The sequence below is a fragment of the Streptomyces sp. NPDC044106 genome (assembly GCF_056433985.1).
Genome location: NZ_JBWKFZ010000020.1, coordinates 107,236 through 131,294, shown reverse-complemented (window position 1 = coordinate 131,294; position 24,059 = coordinate 107,236). Strand labels below are relative to the sequence as shown.

Genomic DNA, 24,059 nt, shown 5'->3' with positions numbered 1-24,059 from the left:
CCCGCTACGACAAGACCCGTGAGTCCTACCAGGCCACCGTCACCATCGCCTCACTCCTGCTCTGGATCTGACCCTTTGAAGACGATCTCTAGGGGCGGGCGGTCCGTGCCTACCGTGCCCAGGGGAACCAGTTGGGCAACTGGTCCGGTCGGCACGGCAGGTCCTTGGACGTCTTGAGCGCCCCGACGCCGCGCAGGCTCACCCCCGGTGTGGTCAGCGCCACGAACGCGTCGTCGCGGGTACGGCCGCTGATGTCGGTGATGCGCAGGGCGATGGTGAACTTCAGGTGGGCCGGGCGCAGCCCGAACGACTGAGTGACGCCGATCGACTCGCCGAGCTCCACCCATGCGCGGCGCTCCACCGCGTACGCCTCCACGCGGTACGCGCGCAGGTCCGTGTCCGGCCGGACGAACACGGTGACGTCGTCGTCGCCGCCGACGGCCAGGATGACCAGGCGGGTGATGCCGACCTCCAGCCGGCCCGCCGCGCCGAGCGAGACGAACGTTCCCGCGGGCTTGTCGACGACGCTGCCGAGCACCGCGCGCGCGTCGGCGTGCTGGTTGGCGTCCTTGATCGCGCCTGCCTCGAACTTGATGACGCGGTTGGCGTACCGCAGGTCGCCGACCGGCGGCGTGTGCTTCGGTACGAGCACGTCCTCGCCGCCGAACTGCAGGCCGATGGCGGGGTTGACCTTCGGGTCGAACGTCACCGTGCCGGTGTACGAGCCGTCGAGCCGGCTGGTCAGCGCGCCGGGCTTGCCGCCGAGCGCGGTGAGACCGAAGCCGCCGGCCGTGTCGGGGTTGATCAGCAGGACGTTGCCGAACCGGTCCCGCGGGATGACGGTCGCGTCGATCTGGCCGGGCCCGGTCTGGTTGAGGTCGATCCGGGTGTGCTGCGGCTCGGGCCGCACCATGACGAGCGTCTCCTGCTTGCTCTCGCGGTGGAAGCTGGTGCCGTCGGCGGTGATGCCGGTGGCGGACAGGTAGAAGACGTACTGCTTCGGGACCGACGTGTCCGTGACGGTGGCCCGGTAGTTGCCGGTGCCGTCCGTGTCGCTCATCGCCTGGACGTGCTCGCGGCGGCTGCCGTCGATGTTCAGCCCGGCCAGCTGGGCCCCCAACTGCCTGACGAGCAGCGGGGTGGCGTCCTTGCCGGTGAGCAGCTCCTCGGCGCGCTTCAGCGCCTCGGCGGGCACGCGCAGCGCGGCGATCTGGTTGTCCGTCGACCGCACCGGCGCGGTGGTGGACAGTGATACGGCGGCGCCGGTCACCGGCCGGCCTTCGGCGGTGAGGCGGCCGGTGACGGTGATCGGGTCCCCGGCGAAGTAGGTGCTCTTGTCCTGGCTGACCTCCAGGCGCAGCGTCGAGTCGGTGAGCACGTCGTAGACGTAGTGCTCGACGTCGGGCTCGACCTCGCTCGTCGCGCCCGTTGTGTCCGTGGCGCCCGTCGTGTCCGTGGCGCCGATGACTCCGCCGCCGGAGCTGACGAGCAGCCGCCAGGTGCCGTCGCGCCCCCGGGTGCCGGACGTGCCGGTGGCCCCCTCGGAGCCGCTGTCGCCCCGCAGGAAGTCCCGGGGGATCAGGTACATGTTCGAGCGCGTCCCGCCGTGGAAGGTGACCTGGGAGAACTTGCCCTGGCCCGCGTTCTCCGGCGTGATCAGTTCGCAGTTCGGGGTCAGCAGTTCCAGCCGCAGCCTGCCGGCGTCGGGGGTGTTCCAGTCCAGGACGAAGGCGGCCTTGTCGTCGTACGGGGTGATGACCGTCTCGTGGCGGATCTCCCGCTCGCCGAAGACGAACACGCCCGGCGGGTCGGCGGGGGAGGAGGCGTCGGTCAGGCCCTCCTTGAGGGCGTTGCGCAGGACCGCGCCGAGTTGGGTGGGGGTGAACCCCGGTTCCGTGACGCTGTGCGAGACGCCGCCGAACGAGCCGTCGGCGAGGGTCTTGATCAGGATGTGGTCGACGTCGGTGTGCCCCTCGACGCCGTACCCGATGCCGTACATCGTGATCTTCTTCTCGGCGAGCGAGGTGCCGGTGGGGGCCGTGCCGTTGGGTGGTGCGGTGAACTCCTTGGGGTTGTGCGTGCCCGAGTTGTGTGCCCCGTCGCTCATCATGATCAGCCAGCGGCGGCTGGTGTTGACGCTGAGCGGGTCGGTGCCGAAGTAGCTGGTGGCGGGCGCGAGGACGTGGTCGAGGCCGTCGCCCATCGGGGTGCTGCCGGTGGGCACGATCGCCTCTACGGCGGTGCCCGCGTCGGCCATCTCGGAGGCCGCGATCTGCTTCATCGGGACGATGTCGAAGCCGGCGGGGCCGCCGCCCACTGAGGGGAAGCGGGCTATGCCGAACCGGCCACCGTTGTCGGCGAACAGGCCGAGGAGGTGCAGGAACCCCTTCGTCGCCGTGGTCAGCTCCCCCCAGCGGGACTCCGCGACGGTGGCGGGGGGACCACCGAGTGGGTTGCCGCCCATGCTGCCCGAGGAGTCGAGCAGGAGGACGACCTCCAGCTTCTGCGTGACGGCGGTCAACGCGAGTTGCTGGTTGTGGCCGGCGGAGGTGCCTACCGTGGGGTCCGGTGGTGTCACGACGATGTTCGTGGTCAGGGTGGTCTTGTTGTCCGGCGGGGGCGAGGCGGGCGCGGTGAACCGGAGCGAGAGGGTCTCCGTGCGGGAGGGGCGTACGGTCAGCGGCAGGGGCGAGGTGACCGTGAAGCCGCTTGCCGGAAGGGAGCCCGCCGTGGCGATGGTCAGCGGGGCGGTGCCCTTGTTGGACACCTGCACGCTATCCGAGTCGGACTTGTTGACGAGGGAGAGGAAGTTGGACACCGTGCCCGGCGAGATGTCGAGCCAGGGTTTGGCCGTGTCGGTGGCCGCGTCGGCCACCACCCAGGTGAACTCGACGGGTGCGCCACCCACGTTGTTGTTCCGGAAACCCAGCCGCCAGGTTTCCGCGGTGCCCGCCTGGTCGAACCCCATGCGGATGATGGCCACGTTGTCGGCCTCGACGTCGCGTTTCACGTCACCCAGGTACGTGGTCTTGTTGAACACTCCGCCGGTGAATCCGGTGATCTCCACCGCGGGCCCCTCGGTGTCGCCGGGGGTGGCCGGGGTGTCGGGGTGTCCCGCCCGGATGAACAGCGTCGGGAGTTCGACGGCGCCCGTCGCGCACACCCGGACGTACATCATCTTCGCGTAGCCGCCCTGGTCGCGTGGCCCGGCCAACTGGTCGATGCCGACGAAGACCGGGGGGCCGGTGTTGACGGTGAGCGCGGCCGTCTGCGGATCGGGATAGACGTGGAACGCCATGAGCATTCCCTTCCTAACCGTTGATCGTGAATATGTCCGTGCTGGTGGCGGTGCCGCCGGCGGTGGTGACCGAGAGCTTCATGTCCTTGGTGGTGCCGGGCGGCGTCATCCCTGCGGGCACCCGTACGGAAATCTGGGTGGCGGAGGGCGTGCCGATGATCACCGCGGTGAAGGTGTCGAACTTGACCGTGACCGGGGTGAAGTTGAAGTTGTTGCCGTTGAGGATGATGGGCTGCTGGCCGGCCACCCCGGACTTCGGGGAGAACTGGGGCGGCGTGGTGGAGAAGGTCGGGGCGGGGATGTTCAGCTCGGCCCGGAACGGGTCGTCGCTGACGATGCTGCCCACCGGGTTGGTCACGGTGATCTTGACGTCGGCGTTGGTGCTGCCCGCGGGCACCAGGCCCGCCGGCACCTGGACGACCATGCGGGTGGCGGTCGGTACGCCGACCACCGTGGCGGCCACGGCCGCGAAGCGCACCTGCGTGCCGGCGGCGTTGAAGTTGAACCCGTTGAGCGTCACCTGCGTGCCCGGGGTGCCGTTGCCCGGGCTGAACTGGGTGGTCGGTTCGGTGAACGCCGGCGCGGGGTCCGCCGTGAACGTGTCGTCGCTGATGACCGCGCCGCCCAGGTTGCTGACGGTGATCCTGACGGTCGCGGAGACACCCCCCGGGGTCAGCCCGCCCGGCACCCGGGCCACGACCTGCGTCGACGACGCCCCGCCCACGATCTTCGCGGGCAGGTCGCCGAAGCGCACGGTCACCGGGGCGACGGCGAAGTTGCTGCCGTTCAGGGTGATCGGCTGCCCGATGACGCCGCTCTTGGGCACGAACTGCGGCTGCCCGGGCGACGGGGCCGTGAACGCGGGCAGCAGCAGCGTCCGCTCCATCAGGCTCATCCTGCGCTCCATGTCGGAGACGGTCAGCCGGCGCTGCCGCAGATCGCCGATCATGGCCGCTTCGATGGTCGTCACCCCCCGGGGCCGCTGGAGGGAAGCCAGCGGATAGAAGCTGTGCCCGGACGGCGGCGCCGGCACCGCGTCCCCCTCACTGACCCGCACCACCCACACCGGCTTGAGCCGTACGGACGTCTGGACGCCGACGTCCCGGCTGTTGTTCAGCTCCGCGTCCACCGTGCCGTCCACCTCGGCCAGCGACACGTCCAGGTACACGGTGTCCGTCCGCGGATCGGGCTGCGCCGCCGTGGGCGCGGTGAGCGCGGGCAGGCCCGGCTGGCTCTTGTACGTGACCGCCGCCGGGACGACCACCTCGACGCCGCCGACCAGCGCGCTGCCGGGCCCCCCGGCGTCGCCGGCCGCGATGAGGAAGTCCTGTCCGTTCTGCCCGGTGGGCAGCGCCTGCACGGCGAAGCCGTTGGCCCCGGCCGCGGCCCCGTTGCCGACGTAGCGGCTGATGACCGCGCGGACCGTCGCCGAGATCAGGTCCTGCAACAGGTTCAGGTCCCGGTCCAGGACCGGCACACCCTGCTCGACGTGGATGCCCACGTACCCCTTCTGCTGGTTGGCCAGCAGCAGTTCCAGCGGTGACTGCGAATAGTCCGCCACGGTCCCCCTCCTTCTGCGGCGTTGCTCCGGTACGGCGTGATGGCTTGGCCAGATGGCTTGGCGAGATGGCTACGGAGTGATGAAGACGGGGCGCGCGGTGACCGGCATGGCGTCGGCGAGGACGCCGGCCAGCCGGGAGACCATCGCCTTGACCTGGTCCGGATCGGCGGTGCCCGGCGGCGCGAGGAACAGACCGACGGTGTCCCGCCCGATGCGGTCGTCGTTGGTGCGCACGCCGCCGGCCCCGGCGTCGTACGTATACGTCTGGAAGTCCTCGAACCGGCCGCGGAGCCCCAGCTTGGCCGCGCCCGTGGCGTCGGCGGTGGTCGTCCCCGCGTACCGGTGGTCCACGGTGCGAGTCGCACCGTAGTCCGCGCTCGTGTACTCCAGACTCTCGTTGGAGCGGTGCACCAACAGGGTGCCGGACGGTGTGTCCACGGCGTACGGCCCGCGCCGCGCGTACGGCCCGCCGCCGATCCGCTGGTTGGCCCCCCAGGTGAGCGGGGTCACGGCGAGGACGTTGCGGTTCAGTGACCAGCCGCCGTTCTGCGTCGAGCTCCAGAACACCTCGATGTTGCCGTCGGCGGTCAGCAGCGCGGCGGGCTGCCGGTCGTGGTAGTCGGCACTGGCCTTCGGCAGCGCACGGATCGGGGACCAGTCCGAAACCGCCGGGTCGAGTCCCGCCTTGACCCGGTGCACGATGCTCCAGCGGGACTGGCCCGGCGGGCCGCCGCTCTCGTGCCGCGCCCAGAACAGCCACAGCCGCTGGGTCGTGCTCGTCGGATGGAACAGGACGAACAGGTCGTCCTCCACCCGCGGCGGCCGGCCGCCGTCCGCCGGCAGGGTCAGCGGCGTGGGCAGCCAGGCACCGCCGACGTTGCGGTTGTAGCGCAGCTCCCAGCCGTCGCCCACCGCCTCCAGCCAGAACAGCCACAGCCCGCCGGCGTTGTCCGCGACCGTGGTGGGCATCCGTCGCTCGGTGGCGGTGTCCCCGAAAACGGCGGGTGCCGACCAGGTGACGCCGCCCGTCCGCACGCTGAACCAGATCCGCCACTTGCGGTCCGCGGGCGGCTGCTCCGGGTCGTACCCCTGCCAGAACAGCCACACGATGCCGGCGCCCTGCACGGCCACCGAAGGGTGTTTGTCGATGCCCGGCCGGTCCACGCGCGGGGCACTGGGCTCCCACAACCCGCCCGCGAACCGTTTCATCCAGATGTCCCAGCCGTGCGGCCGGCGGGTGTGGAAGAAGAACAGCGACGAACCGTCCGCCTCGCGCAGCGCCACCGGCCGCCCGTCATGGGCGAAATTGACGGACGCGAGCGCCGCGGGCGCGAAGACGCCGGAGGCATCGCGCAGCGCGGACCACAGGTTCAGCCGCTCCGGCTGGTTGGTGCGTGCCACGTTGTGGACGTACTCCTTGGTACGGCTGGTCCAGCCGGTGACGCGGGCCACGGTGGCGTCCAGCGTGGGCACCCCGCCGATGGTCCGGTAGACGCGCGGCGCGAACCTGACCTCGTTGCGCTGCGCGTCCACCGGCAGCCCGAAGTCGGTCTGCCAGCCGATCCACTGCGCGAGGAGCGGCAGCAGCCGGCCGTCGACCCGGTCGAGGTCGCCGAGGTCGAGGCCGGCGCGTACGAGGCTGTAGATCCGGTCGAGTTCGCCGCCGGGCAGGTCCAGGAAGCGGCGGAGCTGCCCCTTGTCGCGGTCGGCCGGCAGGCCGCTGCCCGCCGGCGGGGTGCGGTCGGCGTCGTAGCGGCGGTAGATCGCCGGGAGCATGCCGTAGAGGAGACCCGCGAAGTCGTACCGCGACGTGGCCATGGCGGACGCGTGGTTGTGCGGGTCGGGGTCGTACGTGGGCACCGGGGTGCCGCTGAACGGGAACAGCGTGTAGTAGTAGACCGTCCCGCCCCTCAGGCCGGTGTCGACGGTGCGCGTGTCGGTGGCGACCGTGTGGGCGATGAGCCGGCCGTCGTCGGGGCCGGTCGGGTGGGTGCCCTCGCGGCGCACCACGCGGAACCCGGGCGCGCGCCCCGGATCGGGGTTGTGCCAGCTCAGGTCGATCCTGTTGCCAAAGGGGTGGGCGGTGGCCGTGATGTCCGTCAGCCGCACCGTCCGTCACCTCCTTCCCTGTTCGAGGACGATGACCTTCAGGCCGAGGCGGTAATCGGGCTCCGGCGGGACGACGGGCACCTCGTTCGAGCCGAGCACGAGGGTGCCGTGCGGCTCGACCGGCGCGCCCGTCCGGTCCCCGCGCCGGAACTCGGTGATGTTCACGAAGACGACGCCGGGAACGTCCTGCGTCTCCTCGTAGAACTTGCTGAGGTACACCGTCTGGTTGAAGTCGACCCGTTCGAAGTCCAGCAGGCGGGCGGCGGCCTGCTGGACCTGGGCGACGACGTCCTCCCGGACGTGGAAACTCTCCACCGCCAGCTCGGCCGTCACGCGGATCGGGACGTAGTCGACGTCGGAGACCTCGACGAGCTGGCTGAGCATCCGCTTGTCCTCGAAGAAGCCCTTGAGGTCGGCCTCCAGCACGTCGCTGACCTTGCCGCCGCCCTGCGGTGCGACGTGCAGCGTCACCTGGTTCCAGCCGGTGGCCTCGGCGCGGACCTTGCCGACGCCCTTGAAGCTGAGGGCGAGCGCCTCGTAGTCGGCGGCGGTCACCGCGCGGCGCAGGGAGCGGAACACGGCGGGGGCGTGCTGCACGGCGTGCGCGATGTCCTCGCGCTCCGCGCCGCCGGTCGCGGGGGCCGGGTTGCCGACTGTCGCGCCGAGCAGCGCGAGCTGGGGCGCACCGACGATGGTGGTCACCGCGCCCGCGGGCACGTTGCCCGCCGAGCCGCCTCCGACGCGGTACGTGGCCCGGATCGCCGCGCCCTGCGGGGGGATCGCGCCGAACGTGCCGTCGCCGAAGACGACGGTGGCCCGGTCGGCGTCGTCGATCTCCACCCGGTAGTCGCGCTGCCCCGCCTGGCTGAACGCCAGGCTCTCCCGCAGCGTCCACGCGGAGGCCACCGACGCGAGCCGGCTCTCCACCACCACGTCCCGGCCCGCCTGCGCGGCGGGGCCCGCGGGCCGCAGGATCAGCCCGGGGTGGGCGAGGGGGAAGCGCTGGTTCGGCGAGTTGTCGGACGTGCCGAGCAGCTCGTCCCTGATCAGCCGGCCCTCCTCGACCGGGATGCCGCCCTGGGCAGGACCGAACACCTTCCGGCCGGTCGCCGGGTCGGCCGTCAGCTTCGAGAAGTCGATGACGAGCGGCGCCTCGCGGGTGTACTCGAACCTGACGCTCGGCTTGTCGCGCCGGCTCTTGGTCGCGAACGCGTCCCCCCGCGCCACGGTGACCGTCGCGGTGACGGCGGCGGGCACGGTCAGGCTCAGCGAGGCCGCCGCGGGGGCCGCGGTGCCCAGTTCGTAGCCGATGAGCCGCAGGTGTTCGATGACGCTGCGCCGGGTGCGGGCCGTGCCGAGGAAACTCTCGTTGGCCACCCGGTCCTGGTAGTAGCTGAGGATGTCGCCGAGGTGCGCGAACAGTTGCAGCAGTACGTTGCCGAAGTCGGCCTCGCCCGCGAAGTCCTTCCACTCCGGCAGTTTCTGCGGGATCAGCTCGCGCATGGACGCGAGCAGGCTCTCGTAGTCGCGGGCCATGTAGTCGATGACCGGCCGGTCGTCCGTCCTCTTGATCTCAGCCATGCCGCGTCCCCGCTCGTCCGTTCCCGTTGCCGCTCACCGGAACTGCACCCTGACCGCCTGCCGGGCGAGGTCCCGGCGCCGTACGTAGGCCACCTCGACGGACAGCGACTCTTCCTGCGCCTGTACGTCCACTCCGTCGACCACGAGGTCGTCTCCCAGCCACCGGGTCAGCGCCTGGCCGACGGTGAACTCGACGGCCGCGGCCAGGATCGTGTTGGCGGGGTCGAAGACCAGGTTGAAAAGGCCGCACCCGAACTCCGGTTGGTTGATCCGCTCCCCGGGTGCCGTGAACAGCACCTGGATGACCTTGCCGCGCAATTCCGCGCTCTCGTCGGGCTCCGGCACGATGGCACCGGCCGCGTTGACGCCGAACGGGAATCCGAACCCTGTCGCCACGCTCGCCCCCTCCCTCTCGCTTCGCCGCTCGTACGCCGGTCACTGGGAGCAGGCCGCCAGCGACTGCTGCTGGGCGCTGACCTTCGACTCGCCGGGTGTGGGCAGGCCGCTGCACGTGTCGATCACGTCCTTGTCGAGCAGTACCTTGACGCCGCCGATGGTCAGCAGCCCACTGCCCGCACCGGCGCCGGGGGTGCCGCCGCCGAGCGGTGCGTCGAGGATCGACAGCGAGGTGGCGAGGGGTTTCGGCGCGGCGGGCACGAAGTCGCCGCCGGCGGGACCGGCGTGGCCGCCGGGTGGGGGGCCCGGCGCGGTCTGGCCCGCGTCGAGGGTGCTGCCGCTGGTGACCAGGGCCACCGGCACGCCGTTGATCCGTACGAAGTCGCTGAGCCCTTTTGTGATCGAGCCCTGGTAGGCGTACTTCCCGAGGCCCGCGTAGGGCGTCGTGCCGTTTTCGAGGGTGCCCGTGACCTTGTGCGTGTCGGTGCCCCGCACGCTGTCGCCCTTGACGGCGATGCTCTTGGCCATCGACTCAGCCCTTCTTCAGGTCGATACTGTCGGCGATCACCGTCACGCTCTGGCCGGCGGCGTTGATGGTGAGGGGCGTTTTCGCGGTGAGGGTGACGGCGTCGGCGGACATCTGGAGAAAGTTGCCGGTGGCGTCGGTGATGCGGATGCCGTCGTCGGTGAGCGAGACGGTGTTGCCGCCCGCGTCGGTGACCGTGACCCCGGACTGATCCATCGTCAGGAGATGGCCGCGGCTGCCCTCGCGGACGAGGACCCGTTCCTTGCCGTCGGCGTCCTCCAACTGGATGGTGTGCCCCTTGAGAGTGGCGAGGATCTTCGAGGTCGGGGGCGACTGCACCGCTTGTGCGTCCTCGGTGCCGGCGTCGGAGCGCGGCTTCGGCACCTGGCTCTCGTCGCCCGGCCTGCTCCAGTACGTACCGACCCAGATGGGGAACTCCGTGTCCCCCCGCTCGAACTCGACCCACACCCCGGCCTCGCGTTCCGGAATGAACAGCAACCCCTGCCCCGCGGCCCCTCCGTACGGGACGCAGGGCGTGGCCCAGCCGGTGACGACCTCCGGGCCAAGGACGTCCGCGACGGTGAGCCGCAGCCGGCCGAGGCGGGACGGGTCGTCGTTGTCGACCACCGTGCCCCGGTACTTGCCGTAGCAACGCCGCCCGGTGTCCTCCACCAGGCCGGCGACGATGCGCTCCAGCGTCACAGCGACACCTCCGGCGCCAGGGCGCCCGCGGCCGGCAGGCCGGCCGCCGCGTCGGCCCCGCCGCCGATCGAGAAGTCCTCGTCGCCCTTGGGCACCAGCGCGTTGCGCTTGATGCGGAACGTCTGGAGGTAGCCGTCGAGGGTGAACCTGTGGGTGACGTGCGCGACGTAGTAGACGCCGCTGTGCGTCGCCCCGACGCCCTTGACGGTGACGGTGGTGCGGGGCCGCAGGATGCTGCCGTACTCGTTGGCGGCGACCTCGCCCTCGCCGGTCACCAGCCACTCGGCCTGGTCGTGGACGCTCTGGCAGATCTCGGTCATCTCCGGCACGCCGGTGGCCACGCTCTGCGCCACGTGTACGAGCCCGGGCTCCATGCCGGGGCCGAGGACACCGGCGGCCGGCACCGCGCCCAGGGCGGTCTGGGAACCGGGGACCGCGTGCGCCTCCAGCACGTCGCCGGTGATGTGGTCGATCTGGAACATCGCGACGTCCGTGGGGGCCAGCGCGTCGACCTCCAGGCTGAACCGGTTGACGTTCGTCTCGTCCCCGAAGTGCACCGCGAGCACCGGCTGCGGCGTGTCATCGACGGCCGGCGGACGGAAGCAGCCCCTGTCGCCGTCCACGAAGCACTCGAAACCGTTGCGCAGGGCCAGCCGCCTGAGCAACTGGATGTCGGTCTCGCGCTGGATGACGGTCGACACCGCCTCGTCGTGGACGATGCCCGTGTCGGTCACCTGCGGCGTCAGCCCGTACGCCTGGAACGTCTCGGTCGCGATGTCGCTGTCCTTCTTGTTCGGCCAGTCCTTGAGCCGCTCCACGCGGTCCATCAGGACGCTGGCGTCCGTACCCCACACCTGGAGCCGGCAGGCGTCGAGCCCGGGGCCGAAGTCCGGGCGGACGTGCGTGATGTAGCCGGTCAGCAGCGGCTGCGCGTCGTCCTGCAAGCCCGCGGTCACCCGCACCCGCCGCCACACCGTGAGCCGCTCGTCGTCCAGGTACGTCCACGACCCGTCGGGGCGCAGCAGCAGCGCCAGCGTCATCCGGAACATCCCGGCCAGTTCCTCGTCGAGCTCGACCTCCAGGTTCAGCAGGTCCGCGTAGAGGTCCGCGGCCTCCACGCCGTCGATGTCGATGCGCAGGTCGTCGTGGCGCACGCCGGCCCCCTATCCGCTCACTGCCGCGGGGATCGCGATGGGCTGACCGAGCCGCCCGCGGTCGACCGGCGGCCCGACGCCGAAGCCGCGCGCCGCGATCAGCGCGGCCAGGTCCTGCGCTTGCACGTCGATGCGGTGGTACGTGACGACGACGGCGCGGGTGAAACGCTCGACGATCACGGTGACCTGCTGCCCGCTCACCGTCTGCGTCTGCGGGACGAGCTCCACGTCTTCCGCCACGGTCACGTCGCGCACCCCGTTCACCGCCGACAGCGCGGCGATCAGCGCGGCCCACGGCGGGTCCTTCGCCGCCGTGGTGAGCGGGAAGCGGGTGGACGTCACGGGCTCCTGGCCGAGGAGTTCCAGGGGGGAGAGGAACAGCGGGTTGGCGTCGCAGATGTGCCAGTAGTGCAGGGGCTGCCCGTAGTAGGAGGCGGCGAGCTGGTCCAGCCGGTCGCCGGAGTCCACGGTGTGCTCCAGTGCGCCGGGCGTGTCGGGCAGCGGCCGGACGCCCTTGGCGGCCAGGATTCGGCCGCGGGCGTCGGGCGACACCACGTCGGGGACGGTGCGGTAGCGGGACAGCTTGCTGAACATGTGTCACTCACCCTGGGACGACGACGTTGGCTGCATCGGTGACGGCGGTGGCGAGCCCCACGGTCGACATGACCTCCGTCATGGTCTGCGTGTACCGGTAGGGGATGCTGCTGCCCTCGATGACCGTGAGGGAGACCGAGACGGTGGCCCGGACGGGGTTCAGATCGGCGCTGAACTCCGTCTCGGTGATGTTGAGAGAGTTGATGTTCACCGGCAGCACCCGTTTGCGGCCGAAGATGAACAGGATCAGCGGCGGGTTGGCGCTGCGGGTGAAGCTGAACCCGTCGGGCTTCTGCAGCAGCCGGGCGGCGAGACCACCGAGCACGCTCTCCCGCTTCGGCTGCGTCATCAGCTCCAGCGTCGCGATCTGCGGGCCGATGCCGAACTGTTCGGTGACCGTGTCGCCCTCGTCCAGCCGGTCGGTGGCGTCGAGGCGGATGTCGAAGCCGAGCTTCTGCTCCTCCACGGTCACCAACTGCTCCCGCTGGACGTCCAGCAGGCTGGAGCGCCGGCCGTGCTCGGTGCGCAGGGTGCGCGGCGGTGCGCCCGACTTCTGCGCCGCCGCTGCCGCCGCGGGGGCGCCGGCGAAGGTGTAGGACAGCGATCGGTTACGGGTGAGCTGCACGGGGTTGAACTGGAACACCACAAGGAGCGGCGGCAGGCTCAGCCCGTACTCCACGAATGCGCCGCGCAGAATGCGCGGCTTGTTGGGAAAGCCGTCGGTCATCTCGCCTACTCCTCCCCGCCCTTGCAGGTCAGTTCTCCGGTGGTGCAGTGGCCATGGGGATAGGTGGTCAGGATCTGGCGTACGTTCATGCGGCGCGGGCCGAGGGGTTCCACCCAGGCGAGGCACTGGAAGACGTGCAGGACGTCCGTGGGGGTGGAGTAGACCTTGTTCGGATTGGCGCCGCCCGGGTAGTAGCGGGTCACGCCGCCGTGCTCGAAGCGCAGCGCCGCCTCGAAGTTGTTGCCGCACCCGTTGGCGTCGATCAGGGCGGCGTACCACGGGTTGTCGGGGTGCTTGGTGCCGGACAGGCCGCCGCCGAAGGTCTCCTCGGCGTGATCGGGGCTGCTGGGCTTGGCCCAGACGACGACGGCCGCGGTGCTGCCGGCGAGGCCCACCTGCAAGAGCACCCCTTGGACGAAGCGCACGATGTCGATGCACTGCGCTCCGGTGGCCAGGTCGTCCGCCAGCTTCCACGCGTTGTCGAGCCGGACGAACAGGTTGTAGCTGTTCCAGCGCTTCATGACGCTCGTCACCAGCGCGTGCGGGTCGAGCGAACCCGCCTCCCGGGCGGCTTCGCCGACGATCCGCGTCGACGTCCGCATGCGCCGGAGCGTGACCTCCGCCGGTGCGCGGGGCGGTCCTGCGGTGACGTACACGCTGTGCCGGGTCCGGGCGATCTCACGCTTCCACTGCTGCCACTCCAGGTCCCACACGATCTGCCGGTTCTCCAGCGAGGTGACGGTGTCGGGCAGCGCGGTGGTGCCGACGAGCGGCACCGTCTGGGCCGTTCCGCCGTGCAAGGTGCCGGAGAACTCGAAGTTCAGCGCGGGTTCGGTGCTGCGGCCGGTCAGCCGGACGGGCGCGGCCGGCGCGTTGAGCGGGCTGATGTTGAGGTTGACGTCGGCGCGGACGCCGGTGCCCATGGCCTGGCTGATCGGGCGGCTCTTCGCGAGCCCCTTGTCGGAGATCCACTCCGGTTCGCCGTACACGCCGCCGTCGCTCTCCCAGTCGTCCTCGTTGTTCTTCATCAGTCCGTGGTCGGACCGGAAGGTGACGGAGCTGAGGAGCGTGCCGGGGTGGCTGCCCTCCTCGGTCTGCCGGGTGCCGCCCGTGCCGAGGGCCCGGTCGTAGAGCGCGGTGAGCTCGGGTTTGCGGGCGTCCGGCAGGTTGTCAAGCAGCCGGTCGTAGTCGATGGCGGCCATGGCGGTCGCGAGTTGGTTCCCCGAGAGCTGTTTCAGCAGGTCGAGGGCGACCACCGCGTCCTGGTCGGTGACGGCCCAGTCGAAGAGCCCGTACGAGAGGCGGTCCTCGATGGTCTCCAGCGTGTTGGCGGGCGGTTGCAGCCCCGCGACGTCGGCGGCGAGCCGGTCGTACTCGGGGAGCCGCCCGTCGGGGAGGTTCTCCCGCAGCCGCCGCGCGTGGGTCGCGTCGTTGAAGAACACCGCCTGCTGGAGGCGGGGCAGCGACTTGAGGAGGTCCAGCGAACGGGTGGCGTCCTGGTCGGTGATGGCCCAGTCGAACAGCCCGTAGCCGAGGTAGTCCTCGATCTGGTCGAGTCCGGGGCTGATCGCCCGCTGTACGGTCTCGGCCGCCGGAGCCGCGCCACCGCGCTGCTGCACCACGTGAGTCAGTTCGTGGGCGAGCAGCCGGTGATCGTGCTCGCTTTCGTTCCGCGCCAGGTGGATGTGGTGGCCGTGGGTGAAGGCGCGGGCCCGGATCCCGGCCGCGTACTGGTGGGACGCGGAGTCGGTGTGCAGCTGCACGTGCGTGAAGTCCTGGCCGAAGCGGGGCTCCATGAACGCGCGGGACGCGGGCGTCAGCGGGCGTCCGCCGCTGGTGGGCGGGGAGGCGGCCGGCGTGCCGCCGGTGCCGCCGTGCCCGGCCGGCAGCCGCTGGATGGCGAGGCGCGGGGCGGCGGGCGCGGGGCCGGAGGGTGTGGGGCCGGAGGGTGCGGGGCCGGGGGTCGCGACGATCCGTTCGGCGACCCGTTCGGCCTCCTGCTCGTACCGGTCGCCGGCGGGCCCGACGAGCGCGCTGGCCTGCACGGGACCGCAACAGGAACAGCCTCCCGAACAGCCGCACCCCGAGGGGCCGTCGTGCTCGCCGTCGCCGTCTTCGGCGAGACGCTGAAGGTAGTCGCTGCCGAGGCTGCGCCGCAACGCCAGGTCGGTCGCGGCCCTCGCCCGGGGTGCCTGAGGCGGTGCCGGGCGCGGCCCGTACGTGCCTGGGGCGTGGATGGTTTCGTGCGGCATCGTCAGCATGGCCCAGCCCCTCTGGCGGCCCCGACGGGGTCACCGGCCGGGGCCGGCTCCGTCCAGAGCTTGCCGATCTTCTCGAACTCCCGCCGGACTCCCCGCAGGATGTGCCGCCGGCCGATGGGCCCGCCGTCGGTCGCGGCCAGGAACGCCGCGTTCAGCACGATGTTCTTGATGCTGCCGCCGGCCACCGGGAACTCCCGGGCCAGCGCGGCGAAGTCGACGTCCGCCGCGACCGGCGCCTGCGGCGGGAAGAGCCCCTGCCAGATCCGCAGCCTGCTGTCGGCCTCGGGGAACGGGAACTCGATGATGAAGCGGACGCGGCGGGTGAACGCGTCGTCCAGGTTCTGCCGCAGGTTCGTCGCCAGGACCACCACGCCCTCGTACTCCTCCATTTTCTGCAGGAGGTAGCTCGTCTCGATGTTGGCGTACCTGTCGTGCGCGTCCGACACCTCGGTGCGCTTGCCGAACAGCGCGTCGGCCTCGTCGAAGAAGAGGATGGCGTTGCTGGTGCGCGCCTCGGTGAAGACGCGGGCCAGGTTCTTCTCGGTCTCGCCGATGTATTTGCTGACGACCCCCGAGAGGTCCACGGCGTACAGGCCGAGCCCGAGGTCGTGCGCCAGCACCTCCGCCGCCATCGTCTTGCCCGTCCCCGGGACCCCGCTGAACAGCACGCTCAGCCCCTTGCCGCGGTGGGTGTCACCGCCGAACCCCCAACGGTCGTACACCTGGTGGCGGTGGCGGAGCTGGTCGCGGACCTCCCGCAGTTGCTCCATCCGGTCGGTGGGCAGCACGAGGTCGTCCCAGCCGGCGCGGGGCCGCACTTCGACGGCCAGGTCGCCGAGCCGCCGGCGGGACAGCGCACGGCAGGCGGCGGACAGGTCGGCCAGGGTCATGGCGCGCGGCAGCGGCTCCATCAGCCGCCGGTTGCGGGCGTACCGGATCGCGGCCCGCATCCCGCCGGGCGACAGTCGGAAGAGCGTCGCCAACTCGGCGGCCCACGCGCCCGGCTCGGCGGTGTGCTCGGCGAGCAGCCGCCGCCACAGCGCGGTGCCGCGGGTCACGTCGGGCAGCGGCACGGGGACGGGCTGGAACAGGGCGTCGGCGAAGCTCTCCTCGCCGTCCCAGGCGGATTCGCCGGTCAGGAACACCAGGCCGCCGAAGTCGGCGACGGCCGTTGCCAGGGCCGCGCGCAGCGGTGCGGCGTCGTCGTGGCGGAGTGCGTCGGCGTGCGGCAGGTGGACGGCGGCCCGGCGCAGCCGCGCCTCCCTCAGGTCGGTGCCGTACGTCGGCTGGTCGCCGATGGTGAGCAGCCCCATGCCCAAATCGCGGCAGGTACGGCGGGCCAGCTCGCGCTTGCCCGTGCCAGGGGGGCCGTAAAGGTAGAACACCAGCGGGCGGGCGTCGCCGTCCTGTTTGAGGTGGTGTTCGGCGAGGCGGCGCAGGCCCTGCGCGAGATCCGCGTCGGCGTCTTCGGCATCGATGTCGCGTTCGGTGGCGCCGTCCGCGCGGTACAGCCGTGCGTCGGGGGCGTCCGCGTCCAGCAGGAAGCGACAGACTCGCGGGTCCAGCGCCAGGAACTGGGCGAGGCCGGTGGACCCCGAGGGGCTCTGCGGGTCGTCGATCTTGTGCAGGATGCCGGTGCGCAGCAGCGGCGCCGTCTCCTGGAACGCGCCGAGTGCGGCCCAGCGCTGCCGCTCACCCGGGCAGAGCAGGTCGAGGACGAGATCGACGCTGGGGCGCTTGCGGGTGATGTCGTCCTGGAGGTAGGCGTACAGCCGGTCGTACTTGCGCCGCAGTTCCGGGCCGAGGCACACGGTGACGGCCCGTAGCTCCCACGGGCTCAACGCGAAGAGCGCACCGAGCGCGGGGAGCGCCAGCGTGACGCCGTTGGCGGCGCTGCGCTGCACGCGCGCGTCGATCTCCGCGTCCAGCCGGTCGAGTTCGGTGGCGGGGGAGGGCGGTTCCTGGGGTTGGTGGGTGAGCAGCCAGTCGACTTCCTGCCGGGTGATGTAGACGGTGCGGGCCGCCTGCTGCTGCGGGGCCGCCTCGTTCTGCAGGCTGACCGCCGCGAGCCGGCGCTCGATCAGCAGGTCGAGGCGGCGCAACTCGTCCGCGAGGTGCTCGCCGTTGTCCCGGTACGCGCGGTGGGTCATGGCGTGACCTCGAAAACGAACGTGCGGCGGAACAGGTGCGAGACGTCCACGCGCACCTCGTAGAACCCGGCCTTCAAGCCCGCGGCGAGCGTCACCGTGAACGCGTCACCGCTCAGCGGCACCGCGGCCCCGACCGGCTCGCCACCGAGACGCACGTCGGCGAGCCACCCGGCCAGATGCGTACCGGTGAACGTGAGCTGCGAGCCCGCCCGCCCCGCGGCCGGCGACATGGCGGTGACCTCGGGCGGGCTGAGGGGCGCCCGTACATCGGGAATGCCGACCCGGCGCACCCGCTTCGGCAGCGGGCGGGCCGCGCCCGGCAGCCGGTCGAGCTGGACGGTGGACACCTGGTAGAGCACGGAGAGCCGGAACGGCTGGGCGAAGGTGCTCCAGATCCGGCTCAGCTCCTCGTGGTCCAGCGGGGCGATCGCGATCTGCAGCCGCTCGCGGGCGTCGAGGAGACCGGGGTCGAGGTAGGTGCGGGGGACGACCGGGTTCTCGTGGAGGACCCGCATGGCCTCGCCCACGCTCTGGTGCGCGGTCACGTTGCCGCTCAGCGGGTCGTTGGGCGCGTAAGGCGTAAGCAGGTAGAAGAGGTACAGGGACAGGGGGGCGTCGAGGAGTTGGTCGGTGGTGCCCGGCCGGAGCGCCCAGTCCTGGTTCTTGAGGTACGGATTCTCCGTGATCTTGTAGAGGAAGAGGTTGATGCGCCGGCCGCCGCCCGGCTCGTCGGGGGCGAGGACGGTCACGTCCATGGCCGGGGCGAGCCGCATCTCACCGACAAGGAGGCTGCGCAGCGAGGCGCTGACCATGCCGATCGCGGTCCCGGCGCTCACCGCAGGATCCTGCCGCGCAGCCGGGGGAGGTGGCGTCGCACCCAGAAGGCGGCGATGCCGTCGGTGGACGGGGGCGGGGGGCTGATCATGACGGGCGGGGCCGGCGGGAGGGGGACGGAGGTCGCCGGTTCGGCGGTTGGTGCCGCCGCGGTCTCCTCCGGCCAGGGCATCCGCGCCGGGGGCCCGGGGCGGGGCGCGGTGACGCTGCGCAGCGGCTGGGTGGGAAGGGGCCGGGGGCGCGGGCGGTGGTCGGGAGGCGGGGGCGGGGGTGTGCCGCGGTGCTGGGCAGCGGTGGGCTCTGGGCCGGGTCGCGTCGCGTGTGCGCGGAGTTCCGGGCCGTGCGGTGCTGCCGGGCGCGCCGTCGGGTGGGGCGGTGTGGACGGGGGTACGGGGGGTTGCTCCCGCGGGGTGGTGCGGGCTTGCGGGGGGGTGGTGCGTACGGCCGGAACGGTCGCCGACTGCGGGGCCGGTCCCTGCGGCGGGTGGCCTGGTACGCCGCTCCTGGTCGGTGCCGGTGCCGGTGCCGGTGCCGGTGCCGGTGCTGGCGCCGGTGCTGGGGCGTTGACCGGTGGGTGGTGCGGTGTGGCGGCTTCGTTCGGCGCGTCCTGTCGGGGGCGCTCCTGCCCGCCAGATGATGGTGACGGAGGCACCGGCGGCATCGCCGTGGTCCCCGGAATCGTCACGGAAACCACGTCCGCCGCCTCGTCATCACCGTCTTCTGGGGACGACACGGCCGTGGCCCGCGTCGGCTCTTTCTGGTCGCCCTTCTGGCCGCCGCTCACAGCCACGGGACGCCTGGTGGCTTGCGCATCGGCTTCCGCGCCCGTGTCTGTGCCTGTGGCTGTGCCCGTGTCTCCGTCTGCGTCTGCGTCTGCGTATGCGTATGCGTATGCGTCGAAGAAGTCGTACTCGATTCGCGCCGGCAGGACATTCCCGCCATCGGACGGCCCGTACGGCACATCCGGGCCACTCGGCATCCCGTACACCGCCCCCGAGCCACCAGGACCCCCGTACGGTTGCCCCGAGCCGTACCACGGCCGCAGGTACGCGAAAGCGACGCCCGGCAGCGGTGGCACGAAGGCGACGCGCACCCCGGTGTCCTCAGGGAGCCCGAGCAGCGCGCGTACCCGGGCGCGATGCCGGAACGGCCGCCGCCCGTCGGCCAGGACACCCCGCAGGTAGCCCTCATGCGCCACTGTTGAGCACCTCGATCGCGTCGGCGAGCACCTCGATGTAGGTGCGCCGCTTGTCGCGGGTCAGCTCCATGATCTCGTGTTCGCTCCAGTGGTAGTGGTACGCCAGGTAGTGCACTTCGCGGTAGAGCAACCCGCTGTCGGTGCGCAGTTCGCCGAGGAAGAAGCGCTGGATGTCCAGCGGTGCGATGATCACCCGGCCGCAGTGGACGCACCGCGCCTCCATCGACTGCTCGACGGACGGGGCGAGTTCGTGCATCCGCTGCTCGATCTCGGACCGGGCGGTTGCCGAAAGATCGGCCATTCGCCGCTGGTCCGGCGGGTCGCCGTCCGGTCCAAGCCGCTGCACGCAGCGGGCCAGGAGCGAGGTCAGGGCCTCGGCCTCGTTGCGCGCGGACAGTTCCGCGAGCTCTTCCTGGTCGGCCCCGTTCGGCAGCCGGAAGGTGACCTCCAGGGGTTCGGCCGTCAGCGTCATGGTGTGGGCGGGGGCCCGTTGGCGGGCCTCCTCCACCGGCACGTCGGCGAGCGAGAACTCCAAAGACACCCGCTCACCGCACTGGGCCCAGGGGCAGACGAGGTGTGCGCGGACCACGTCGCCGAAGCTCGCCCTGCGCAGGTGGAGCAGCAGGTACTGCCGGTCGGCGACCAGCAGCCCCCGGGCCACCTCGGGCGGTAAGGGCGAGATGCCGCCGAGCCGGCGCACGCAGCGACTGAGGACCTCGGTGACCAGCGCCGCGGGCCGCGGCGCGCGCGCGTCGGCGAGCAACTCCTCGTCGCGCCCGGTGAGCACCGCGAGCTCGAAGTCGCGGTGCAGCCGCCCCTCGGCGTCCCAGTAGCCGCCCGGCAGTACCCCCACGGACACCCCTACGTCTCCTTGGCCTCGGTCACCGAGGTGTCCCGCACCCAGCCCTCGTTCTCCAGCTTGACGGTGCTGATCATCACGGCGTTGCCGCTCGCGTCGAGCTGCGGCAGCGCCTGGTACTCCGAGACCCAGCAGCGGAAGATGTTGTACGCCAACACCTTCTGCCCCTGGTGGTTGTAGACCTCGATGCTGATGTCCTTGCGGAAGGACGCCAGGGACATCGCCGCGTCACCCTGAAAGTTGTTGACCTTGTTCGCCCACGCCTCGAAGGTCGTGTCGTGCGTGACACCGGCCTCCAGGGTGAGCGCCTCGTACTTCGTCCTGCCGGGGATCTGGTGCGGCCCGCTCGAATCCCCGCCCTCGTACCAGGGCGTGACTTCCGTGGTGCGTTTGAGTGCGCTGCACTTGCTCAGTCCGGCCACGTACTGGCCATCCACCTTGATCTTGAACTTGAACCCGAGGTACGGGTCGAACCGCGTCGCGTTGACGCTGAACTTGGGCATCGGGCGCTCTCCTTCCGCTGGCGGTCGTCACTCACTCACCCGGACGCGAGGCCCGCCTTCTGGCTGATCTTCACGACGACGAACTCCGCCGGCTTCAGGGGCGCGAACCCCACCAGGACGTTCACCACCCCGTTGTCGATGTCGGTCTGCGTCGTCGTCTCGCCGTCGCACTTGACGAAGAAGCCCTCCGTCGGCGTGGCACCCTGGAACGCCCCCTGGCGGAAGAGCGTCATCATGAACGAGCCGATGGTCAGCCGCAGTTGCGACCACAGCGGCTCGTCGTTCGGTTCGAACACCGCCCACTGGATGCCGTTGTAGATGCTGACCCGCAGCATGATCGCGGTACGGCGGACGGGCACGTAGCGCCATGCCGGGTCCGAGGTGATGGTGCGCGCGCCGAACACGACCACTCCGGCGCCGGCGAAGCGCCTGATGACGTCCACGCCCAGCGGGTTGAGGGTGCCGTGCTGCACGTCACCGAGCTCCGCGGCGAGCCCGGCCACGCCGTTGAGGCTCGCCTCCGTCCCGGCCGGCGCCTTCCACACGCCGCGGCTCGCGTCGATACGGGCGTACAGCCCCGCGACGAACCCCGATGGCGGCAGCAGGACGGGCTCCCGGGACCGGCCGGTCGGGTCCGGCGCCTTGACCCAGGGGAAGTACAGCGCGCCGTACGAGTTGGCGACGGTGAGCTTGGTGCGGAAGGCGGCGGCCTCGTCGGCGGTGTCGTCGTGGGAGCCCGTCTCACCAATGTAGAACACGTCCTGGAGCGGTCGGTTGGCGCAGTAGGCCATGCCGAGGTCCATCATCGACGTCGTCGCCTCGCCGGGGACGGCGAGGAGGCTGAAGTCCGTCACGTTGTCCAGTCGCGGGAAGCCTGAGCTGAACGTCGTCTCCGTCACCGCGGCGACGCCGTCGCTGCCGAGCGTCACCGGCGTGATGACCGGCGCGGTCACCGCCGCGTCGCCGATCTGCACGACGTCGGCCTTGGCGGGGCGCCGGACCGCCGCCCCGTCCTCGGACCGCCCGCCGTTGCCCGCGCCGAGTTTGAGCAGGCCGGTGGCGTCCGCGGTCGCCGCCGGCTGGACGCGTACGGACGAGGTGGCGAGGGTGGTGGTGCCGGACTGGAGGACGAACCGGGACTGCCCGGCCACGGTCTCCACGGCGCAGGTGAAAGCGTTGAAGGCGGTGGCGTCGGTGGACGTCTTCTTCCGGGTCAGGCCGCGCACCGCGCTCTGCACCGCCGTCGCCACGTCCGCCAGCACGGTCGAGGCGCCGGCCGGCGCGGGCAGCGTGACCGTCTGGAACCCGTCGGCGTCCAGGTTGATCTGGAAGCTGAGGTTGCCGTTCAGCGGCAGGGTCGGTGCGAAGCCGCCCCGGTGGATGCCGCGCTGCACGCTGAGGTTGCCGGAGAGCAGTTGGGCGCTGATGAGGGTGGAGTCCTGCGCCAGGACGCTGACCGCGAAGTTCGGGGCGGTCGGGTCGACGCTGAGGTTGTCGAAGACCTCCAGCGGGGCGGTGTCCTTGAAGTTGGCGGGCACGACCGCCGGGTCGGCCTGGCGTCGCACGCTGACCTTGAATTCGTTGCCCGGGTCGAGCGTTCCGTCCTCGATCTGGAGGAACAGCGTGTTGCCCCAGGCGCCCTTGCTGCGGGCCGAGAACGTCATGCCCCCGGCGACCGGCGTCGCGCGGTTGTTGACGGTGACGGCGGCGGTCGCGGCGTCGGTGCGGGTGACGCGCACGACGTAACACTGCCGCCCGCCGTTGTTGAAGTACTGGAACACGCTGTGCGCGAGATATCCATCGTCCGTGTACGTCCCGTACCGGCGCTGGAATTCCGTCCAATTCGTGATGCGGGTGGCTTCCTCCGGGCCCATCTCGGCGAAACCGACGAAGGCCGCCGTGGACGTGCTGGCGACGTCGAGCGGGCGCGTCCCGCCGGAAATCTCCTCGATGTAGACACCTGGATAAGTCAGAGTCGCCATGGTCGTCTCCTGTCGCCATATATCAGCCCGGCGCATGTGCGCTCATGGCCGATTTTGGGCTCCCTCAGTCGTCCTGCGCCCCGGACCGCTTGGCGGCGGCCTTTCCCCTCCGGCCCGGCGATTCGGCGGGCTCCGGGGCCGGCCCGGTTTCCTGCGCAACCTCTTCGGTGGTCTCCGCCGATACGTCCTCGACCGCGATCACCCGCTGTGCCCGCAGCTTCTCCACCTTGGCGCTGCCGGCGACCTCCGCGTCGGGCAGTTCCCGCGAGACCTCCCCGGGAGACAGCCGTACCGCGCTCCCCGAGGCAAGCTCCACCACGACCGGCACGGAGGGGAGGAGACTTCTGATCCTTACGGCCACGTCGACTCTCCTCGCTGCGGGTGTGCCCCACGCCACGCCGCCTCCCGTGGCGGCAGCGCCGGAGCCACGACGCCAGCATCACCCCGCGCCGTCACCCGTCCGTCACCACGGGCCGGTGTCCGACCCGGCGCCGCCCGCGGCAACGCCACGGTGACGGGACGGCGACAGGCTGGCATCATGACGTCGGGAAGAGGCAGAACCGGAGTGTGCGTGGTCCGCGTCCTGGCGCAGAGCCACGGAACGCTGATCACGCTGCGGATCAACCCCGACATCGACAGATTCTCGACGGGTGCCGAATCATCTACCGCAGACGTCGAATCCGCCGTACAGACGATGCGGGAATTCCTGCAATCCTTCCTCGCCGAAACCCCCGAAAGTTGATACAACCAAAATCCGGCACCTGGCGGCTGAACGGCGACCCACCGCCTGATTTCGCCGACCGGTGAATTCCGGACGGGGGACCGATGGGATCAGCTTTTCCGTACTTCCCGACCTCTGGAGACATGGGTGCACCACCCCCGGTGCTCCACTTGTTCGGCGAACTCCACGTAAGTGTGGGAACACGTCGGGTGGACATTCCGATGAGCTGCCGACGCCTGCTGGCCTTCGTCGCCCTGCGCCCCTTTCGGGTGGACCGGGCCTACGCCGCGGGCTCGTTGTGGCCGGTCAACGACGAGGACCGGGCGCACGGCAACCTGCGCTCAGCGCTGTGGCGGCTGAACCGCGTCGACGTCCACCTGCTGTCGGCCGACAAGCACGGGCTGATCGTGCACGATGACGTGGTCGTCGATCTGCATGCGGTCAGCGCGTGGGCGACCCGCGTCATCGAACACACCGCGGGGCAGGACGAGTTGCGTTCCGCGCCGCCCGGCCTGGAGGCGCTTGAGCTGCTGCCCGGCTGGTACGACGACTGGGCCCTGATGGAGCGCGAACGCGTCCGGCAGCGACTCCTGCACGCCCTGGACTCGCAGAGCCAGCAGTTGAGGCTCATGGGCTGCCATGCGGAAGCCGTGGACGTCGCGATGGCGGCGGTCAGCGCCGAGCCGCTGCGCGAGAGCGCGCAACGCACCCTCCTCCTGGCACATCTGGCCGCCGGGAACTGGGTGGAGGGCCGGCGCGGACTGGAGATGTACGCGCGCCTCCTGGAGCGGGAGCTCGGGGTGGAGCCGGCGCCCGACCTCACGGACCTGTTGCGGGACGGCGGCGACGTGCGCGGCGGTGGCGGGGGCGAGAGGGACACCAGCCGGCAGGGGTGATCCGCAT

Annotated in this window: 19 protein-coding genes; 2 read left to right on the top strand and 17 right to left on the bottom strand. The window is 71.2% G+C overall.

What is annotated here, in order from left to right:
- Positions 1-109: 109 nt before the first annotated feature.
- The 17 genes from AC07DI_RS31105 to AC07DI_RS31025 form a co-directional block, all read right to left on the bottom strand.
- Positions 110-3,298, bottom strand: a complete 3,189-nt coding sequence (locus AC07DI_RS31105; RefSeq protein WP_478907622.1) for a vWA domain-containing protein — start codon at positions 3,296-3,298, stop codon at positions 110-112.
- A gap of 13 nt (positions 3,299-3,311) precedes the next feature.
- Positions 3,312-4,859: an IPT/TIG domain-containing protein gene (locus AC07DI_RS31100; protein WP_478907620.1), complete on the bottom strand. Its 1,548-nt coding sequence runs from the start codon at positions 4,857-4,859 to the stop codon at positions 3,312-3,314.
- 69 nt (positions 4,860-4,928) lie between these two features.
- Positions 4,929-6,968: a hypothetical protein gene (locus AC07DI_RS31095; protein ID WP_478907618.1), complete on the bottom strand. Its 2,040-nt coding sequence runs from the start codon at positions 6,966-6,968 to the stop codon at positions 4,929-4,931.
- A 6-nt stretch (positions 6,969-6,974) separates the two neighbouring features.
- On the bottom strand, positions 6,975-8,549 hold the full coding sequence (locus tag AC07DI_RS31090; RefSeq protein ID WP_478907616.1) for a baseplate J/gp47 family protein: 1,575 nt from the start codon (positions 8,547-8,549) through the stop codon (positions 6,975-6,977).
- 33 nt (positions 8,550-8,582) lie between these two features.
- Positions 8,583-8,945 carry a GPW/gp25 family protein gene (locus AC07DI_RS31085; protein WP_478907614.1) on the bottom strand — a complete coding sequence of 121 codons (363 nt, stop codon included), beginning with the start codon at positions 8,943-8,945 and terminating at the stop codon, positions 8,583-8,585.
- Between the two features lie 39 nt (positions 8,946-8,984).
- Complete coding sequence (locus AC07DI_RS31080; protein ID WP_478907612.1) at positions 8,985-9,473, bottom strand: hypothetical protein; 489 nt, start codon at positions 9,471-9,473, stop codon at positions 8,985-8,987.
- Positions 9,474-9,477: 4 nt separating this feature from the next.
- Entirely contained in the window at positions 9,478-10,173 is a 696-nt protein-coding gene (locus AC07DI_RS31075; RefSeq protein WP_478907610.1) for a phage baseplate assembly protein V, read from the bottom strand.
- Positions 10,170-11,327, bottom strand: a complete 1,158-nt coding sequence (locus AC07DI_RS31070) for a phage late control D family protein (RefSeq protein WP_478907608.1) — start codon at positions 11,325-11,327, stop codon at positions 10,170-10,172. Before AC07DI_RS31070 ends, AC07DI_RS31075 begins: the two co-directional genes overlap by 4 nt.
- Before the next feature lie 9 nt (positions 11,328-11,336).
- On the bottom strand, positions 11,337-11,921 hold the full coding sequence (locus AC07DI_RS31065; protein ID WP_478907606.1) for a hypothetical protein: 585 nt from the start codon (positions 11,919-11,921) through the stop codon (positions 11,337-11,339).
- A gap of 7 nt (positions 11,922-11,928) precedes the next feature.
- Positions 11,929-12,648, bottom strand: coding sequence for a hypothetical protein (locus AC07DI_RS31060; RefSeq protein ID WP_478907604.1), 720 nt, complete (start codon positions 12,646-12,648; stop codon positions 11,929-11,931).
- Positions 12,649-12,653: 5 nt separating this feature from the next.
- Positions 12,654-14,909, bottom strand: a complete 2,256-nt coding sequence (locus tag AC07DI_RS31055; protein WP_478907602.1) for an eCIS core domain-containing protein — start codon at positions 14,907-14,909, stop codon at positions 12,654-12,656.
- A complete protein-coding gene (locus AC07DI_RS31050) occupies positions 14,903-17,059 on the bottom strand; it encodes an ATP-binding protein (RefSeq protein ID WP_478907600.1) in 2,157 nt (718 codons plus the stop codon). Before AC07DI_RS31050 ends, AC07DI_RS31055 begins: the two co-directional genes overlap by 7 nt.
- Complete coding sequence (locus AC07DI_RS31045) at positions 17,056-17,895, bottom strand: Pvc16 family protein (RefSeq protein ID WP_478907598.1); 840 nt, start codon at positions 17,893-17,895, stop codon at positions 17,056-17,058. Before AC07DI_RS31045 ends, AC07DI_RS31050 begins: the two co-directional genes overlap by 4 nt.
- Before the next feature lie 1,185 nt (positions 17,896-19,080).
- A complete protein-coding gene (locus tag AC07DI_RS31040; RefSeq protein WP_478907596.1) occupies positions 19,081-19,950 on the bottom strand; it encodes a T4 family baseplate hub assembly chaperone in 870 nt (289 codons plus the stop codon).
- Positions 19,951-19,952: 2 nt separating this feature from the next.
- Positions 19,953-20,453, bottom strand: coding sequence for a phage tail protein (locus AC07DI_RS31035; protein ID WP_384254186.1), 501 nt, complete (start codon positions 20,451-20,453; stop codon positions 19,953-19,955).
- A 35-nt stretch (positions 20,454-20,488) separates the two neighbouring features.
- The gene (locus AC07DI_RS31030) at positions 20,489-22,435 is read right to left on the bottom strand and encodes a phage tail sheath subtilisin-like domain-containing protein (protein ID WP_478907593.1); all 1,947 of its coding nucleotides are present in this window, start codon (positions 22,433-22,435) and stop codon (positions 20,489-20,491) included.
- A 64-nt stretch (positions 22,436-22,499) separates the two neighbouring features.
- Complete coding sequence (locus tag AC07DI_RS31025) at positions 22,500-22,796, bottom strand: hypothetical protein (protein ID WP_384254191.1); 297 nt, start codon at positions 22,794-22,796, stop codon at positions 22,500-22,502.
- Between the two features lie 210 nt (positions 22,797-23,006).
- Between AC07DI_RS31025 and AC07DI_RS31020 the strand changes: the two genes are divergently transcribed.
- Both AC07DI_RS31020 and AC07DI_RS31015 read left to right on the top strand, forming a co-directional pair.
- On the top strand, positions 23,007-23,177 hold the full coding sequence (locus AC07DI_RS31020) for a hypothetical protein (RefSeq protein ID WP_478907590.1): 171 nt from the start codon (positions 23,007-23,009) through the stop codon (positions 23,175-23,177).
- Positions 23,178-23,377: 200 nt separating this feature from the next.
- Positions 23,378-24,052 (top strand): AfsR/SARP family transcriptional regulator, encoded by a 675-nt coding sequence (locus tag AC07DI_RS31015; protein WP_478907588.1) that lies wholly within the window; start codon positions 23,378-23,380, stop codon positions 24,050-24,052.
- The last annotated feature ends 7 nt before the right edge of the window (positions 24,053-24,059 follow it).

What these genes read in the sequence shown, in the direction of transcription:
- AC07DI_RS31065 (WP_478907606.1), bottom strand. Translation starts at nt 11,921, where the DNA reads ATGTTCAGCAAGCTGTCCCGCTACCGCACCGTCCCCGACGTGGTGTCG.
- AC07DI_RS31080 (WP_478907612.1), bottom strand. Translation starts at nt 9,473, where the DNA reads ATGGCCAAGAGCATCGCCGTCAAGGGCGACAGCGTGCGGGGCACCGAC.
- AC07DI_RS31035 (WP_384254186.1), bottom strand. Translation starts at nt 20,453, where the DNA reads ATGCCCAAGTTCAGCGTCAACGCGACGCGGTTCGACCCGTACCTCGGG.
- AC07DI_RS31105 (WP_478907622.1), bottom strand. Translation starts at nt 3,298, where the DNA reads ATGGCGTTCCACGTCTATCCCGATCCGCAGACGGCCGCGCTCACCGTC.
- AC07DI_RS31090 (WP_478907616.1), bottom strand. Translation starts at nt 8,549, where the DNA reads ATGGCTGAGATCAAGAGGACGGACGACCGGCCGGTCATCGACTACATG.
- AC07DI_RS31055 (WP_478907602.1), bottom strand. Translation starts at nt 14,909, where the DNA reads ATGCTGACGATGCCGCACGAAACCATCCACGCCCCAGGCACGTACGGG.
- AC07DI_RS31050 (WP_478907600.1), bottom strand. Translation starts at nt 17,059, where the DNA reads ATGACCCACCGCGCGTACCGGGACAACGGCGAGCACCTCGCGGACGAG.
- AC07DI_RS31015 (WP_478907588.1), top strand. Translation starts at nt 23,378, where the DNA reads ATGAGCTGCCGACGCCTGCTGGCCTTCGTCGCCCTGCGCCCCTTTCGG.
- AC07DI_RS31060 (WP_478907604.1), bottom strand. Translation starts at nt 12,648, where the DNA reads ATGACCGACGGCTTTCCCAACAAGCCGCGCATTCTGCGCGGCGCATTC.
- AC07DI_RS31030 (WP_478907593.1), bottom strand. Translation starts at nt 22,435, where the DNA reads ATGGCGACTCTGACTTATCCAGGTGTCTACATCGAGGAGATTTCCGGC.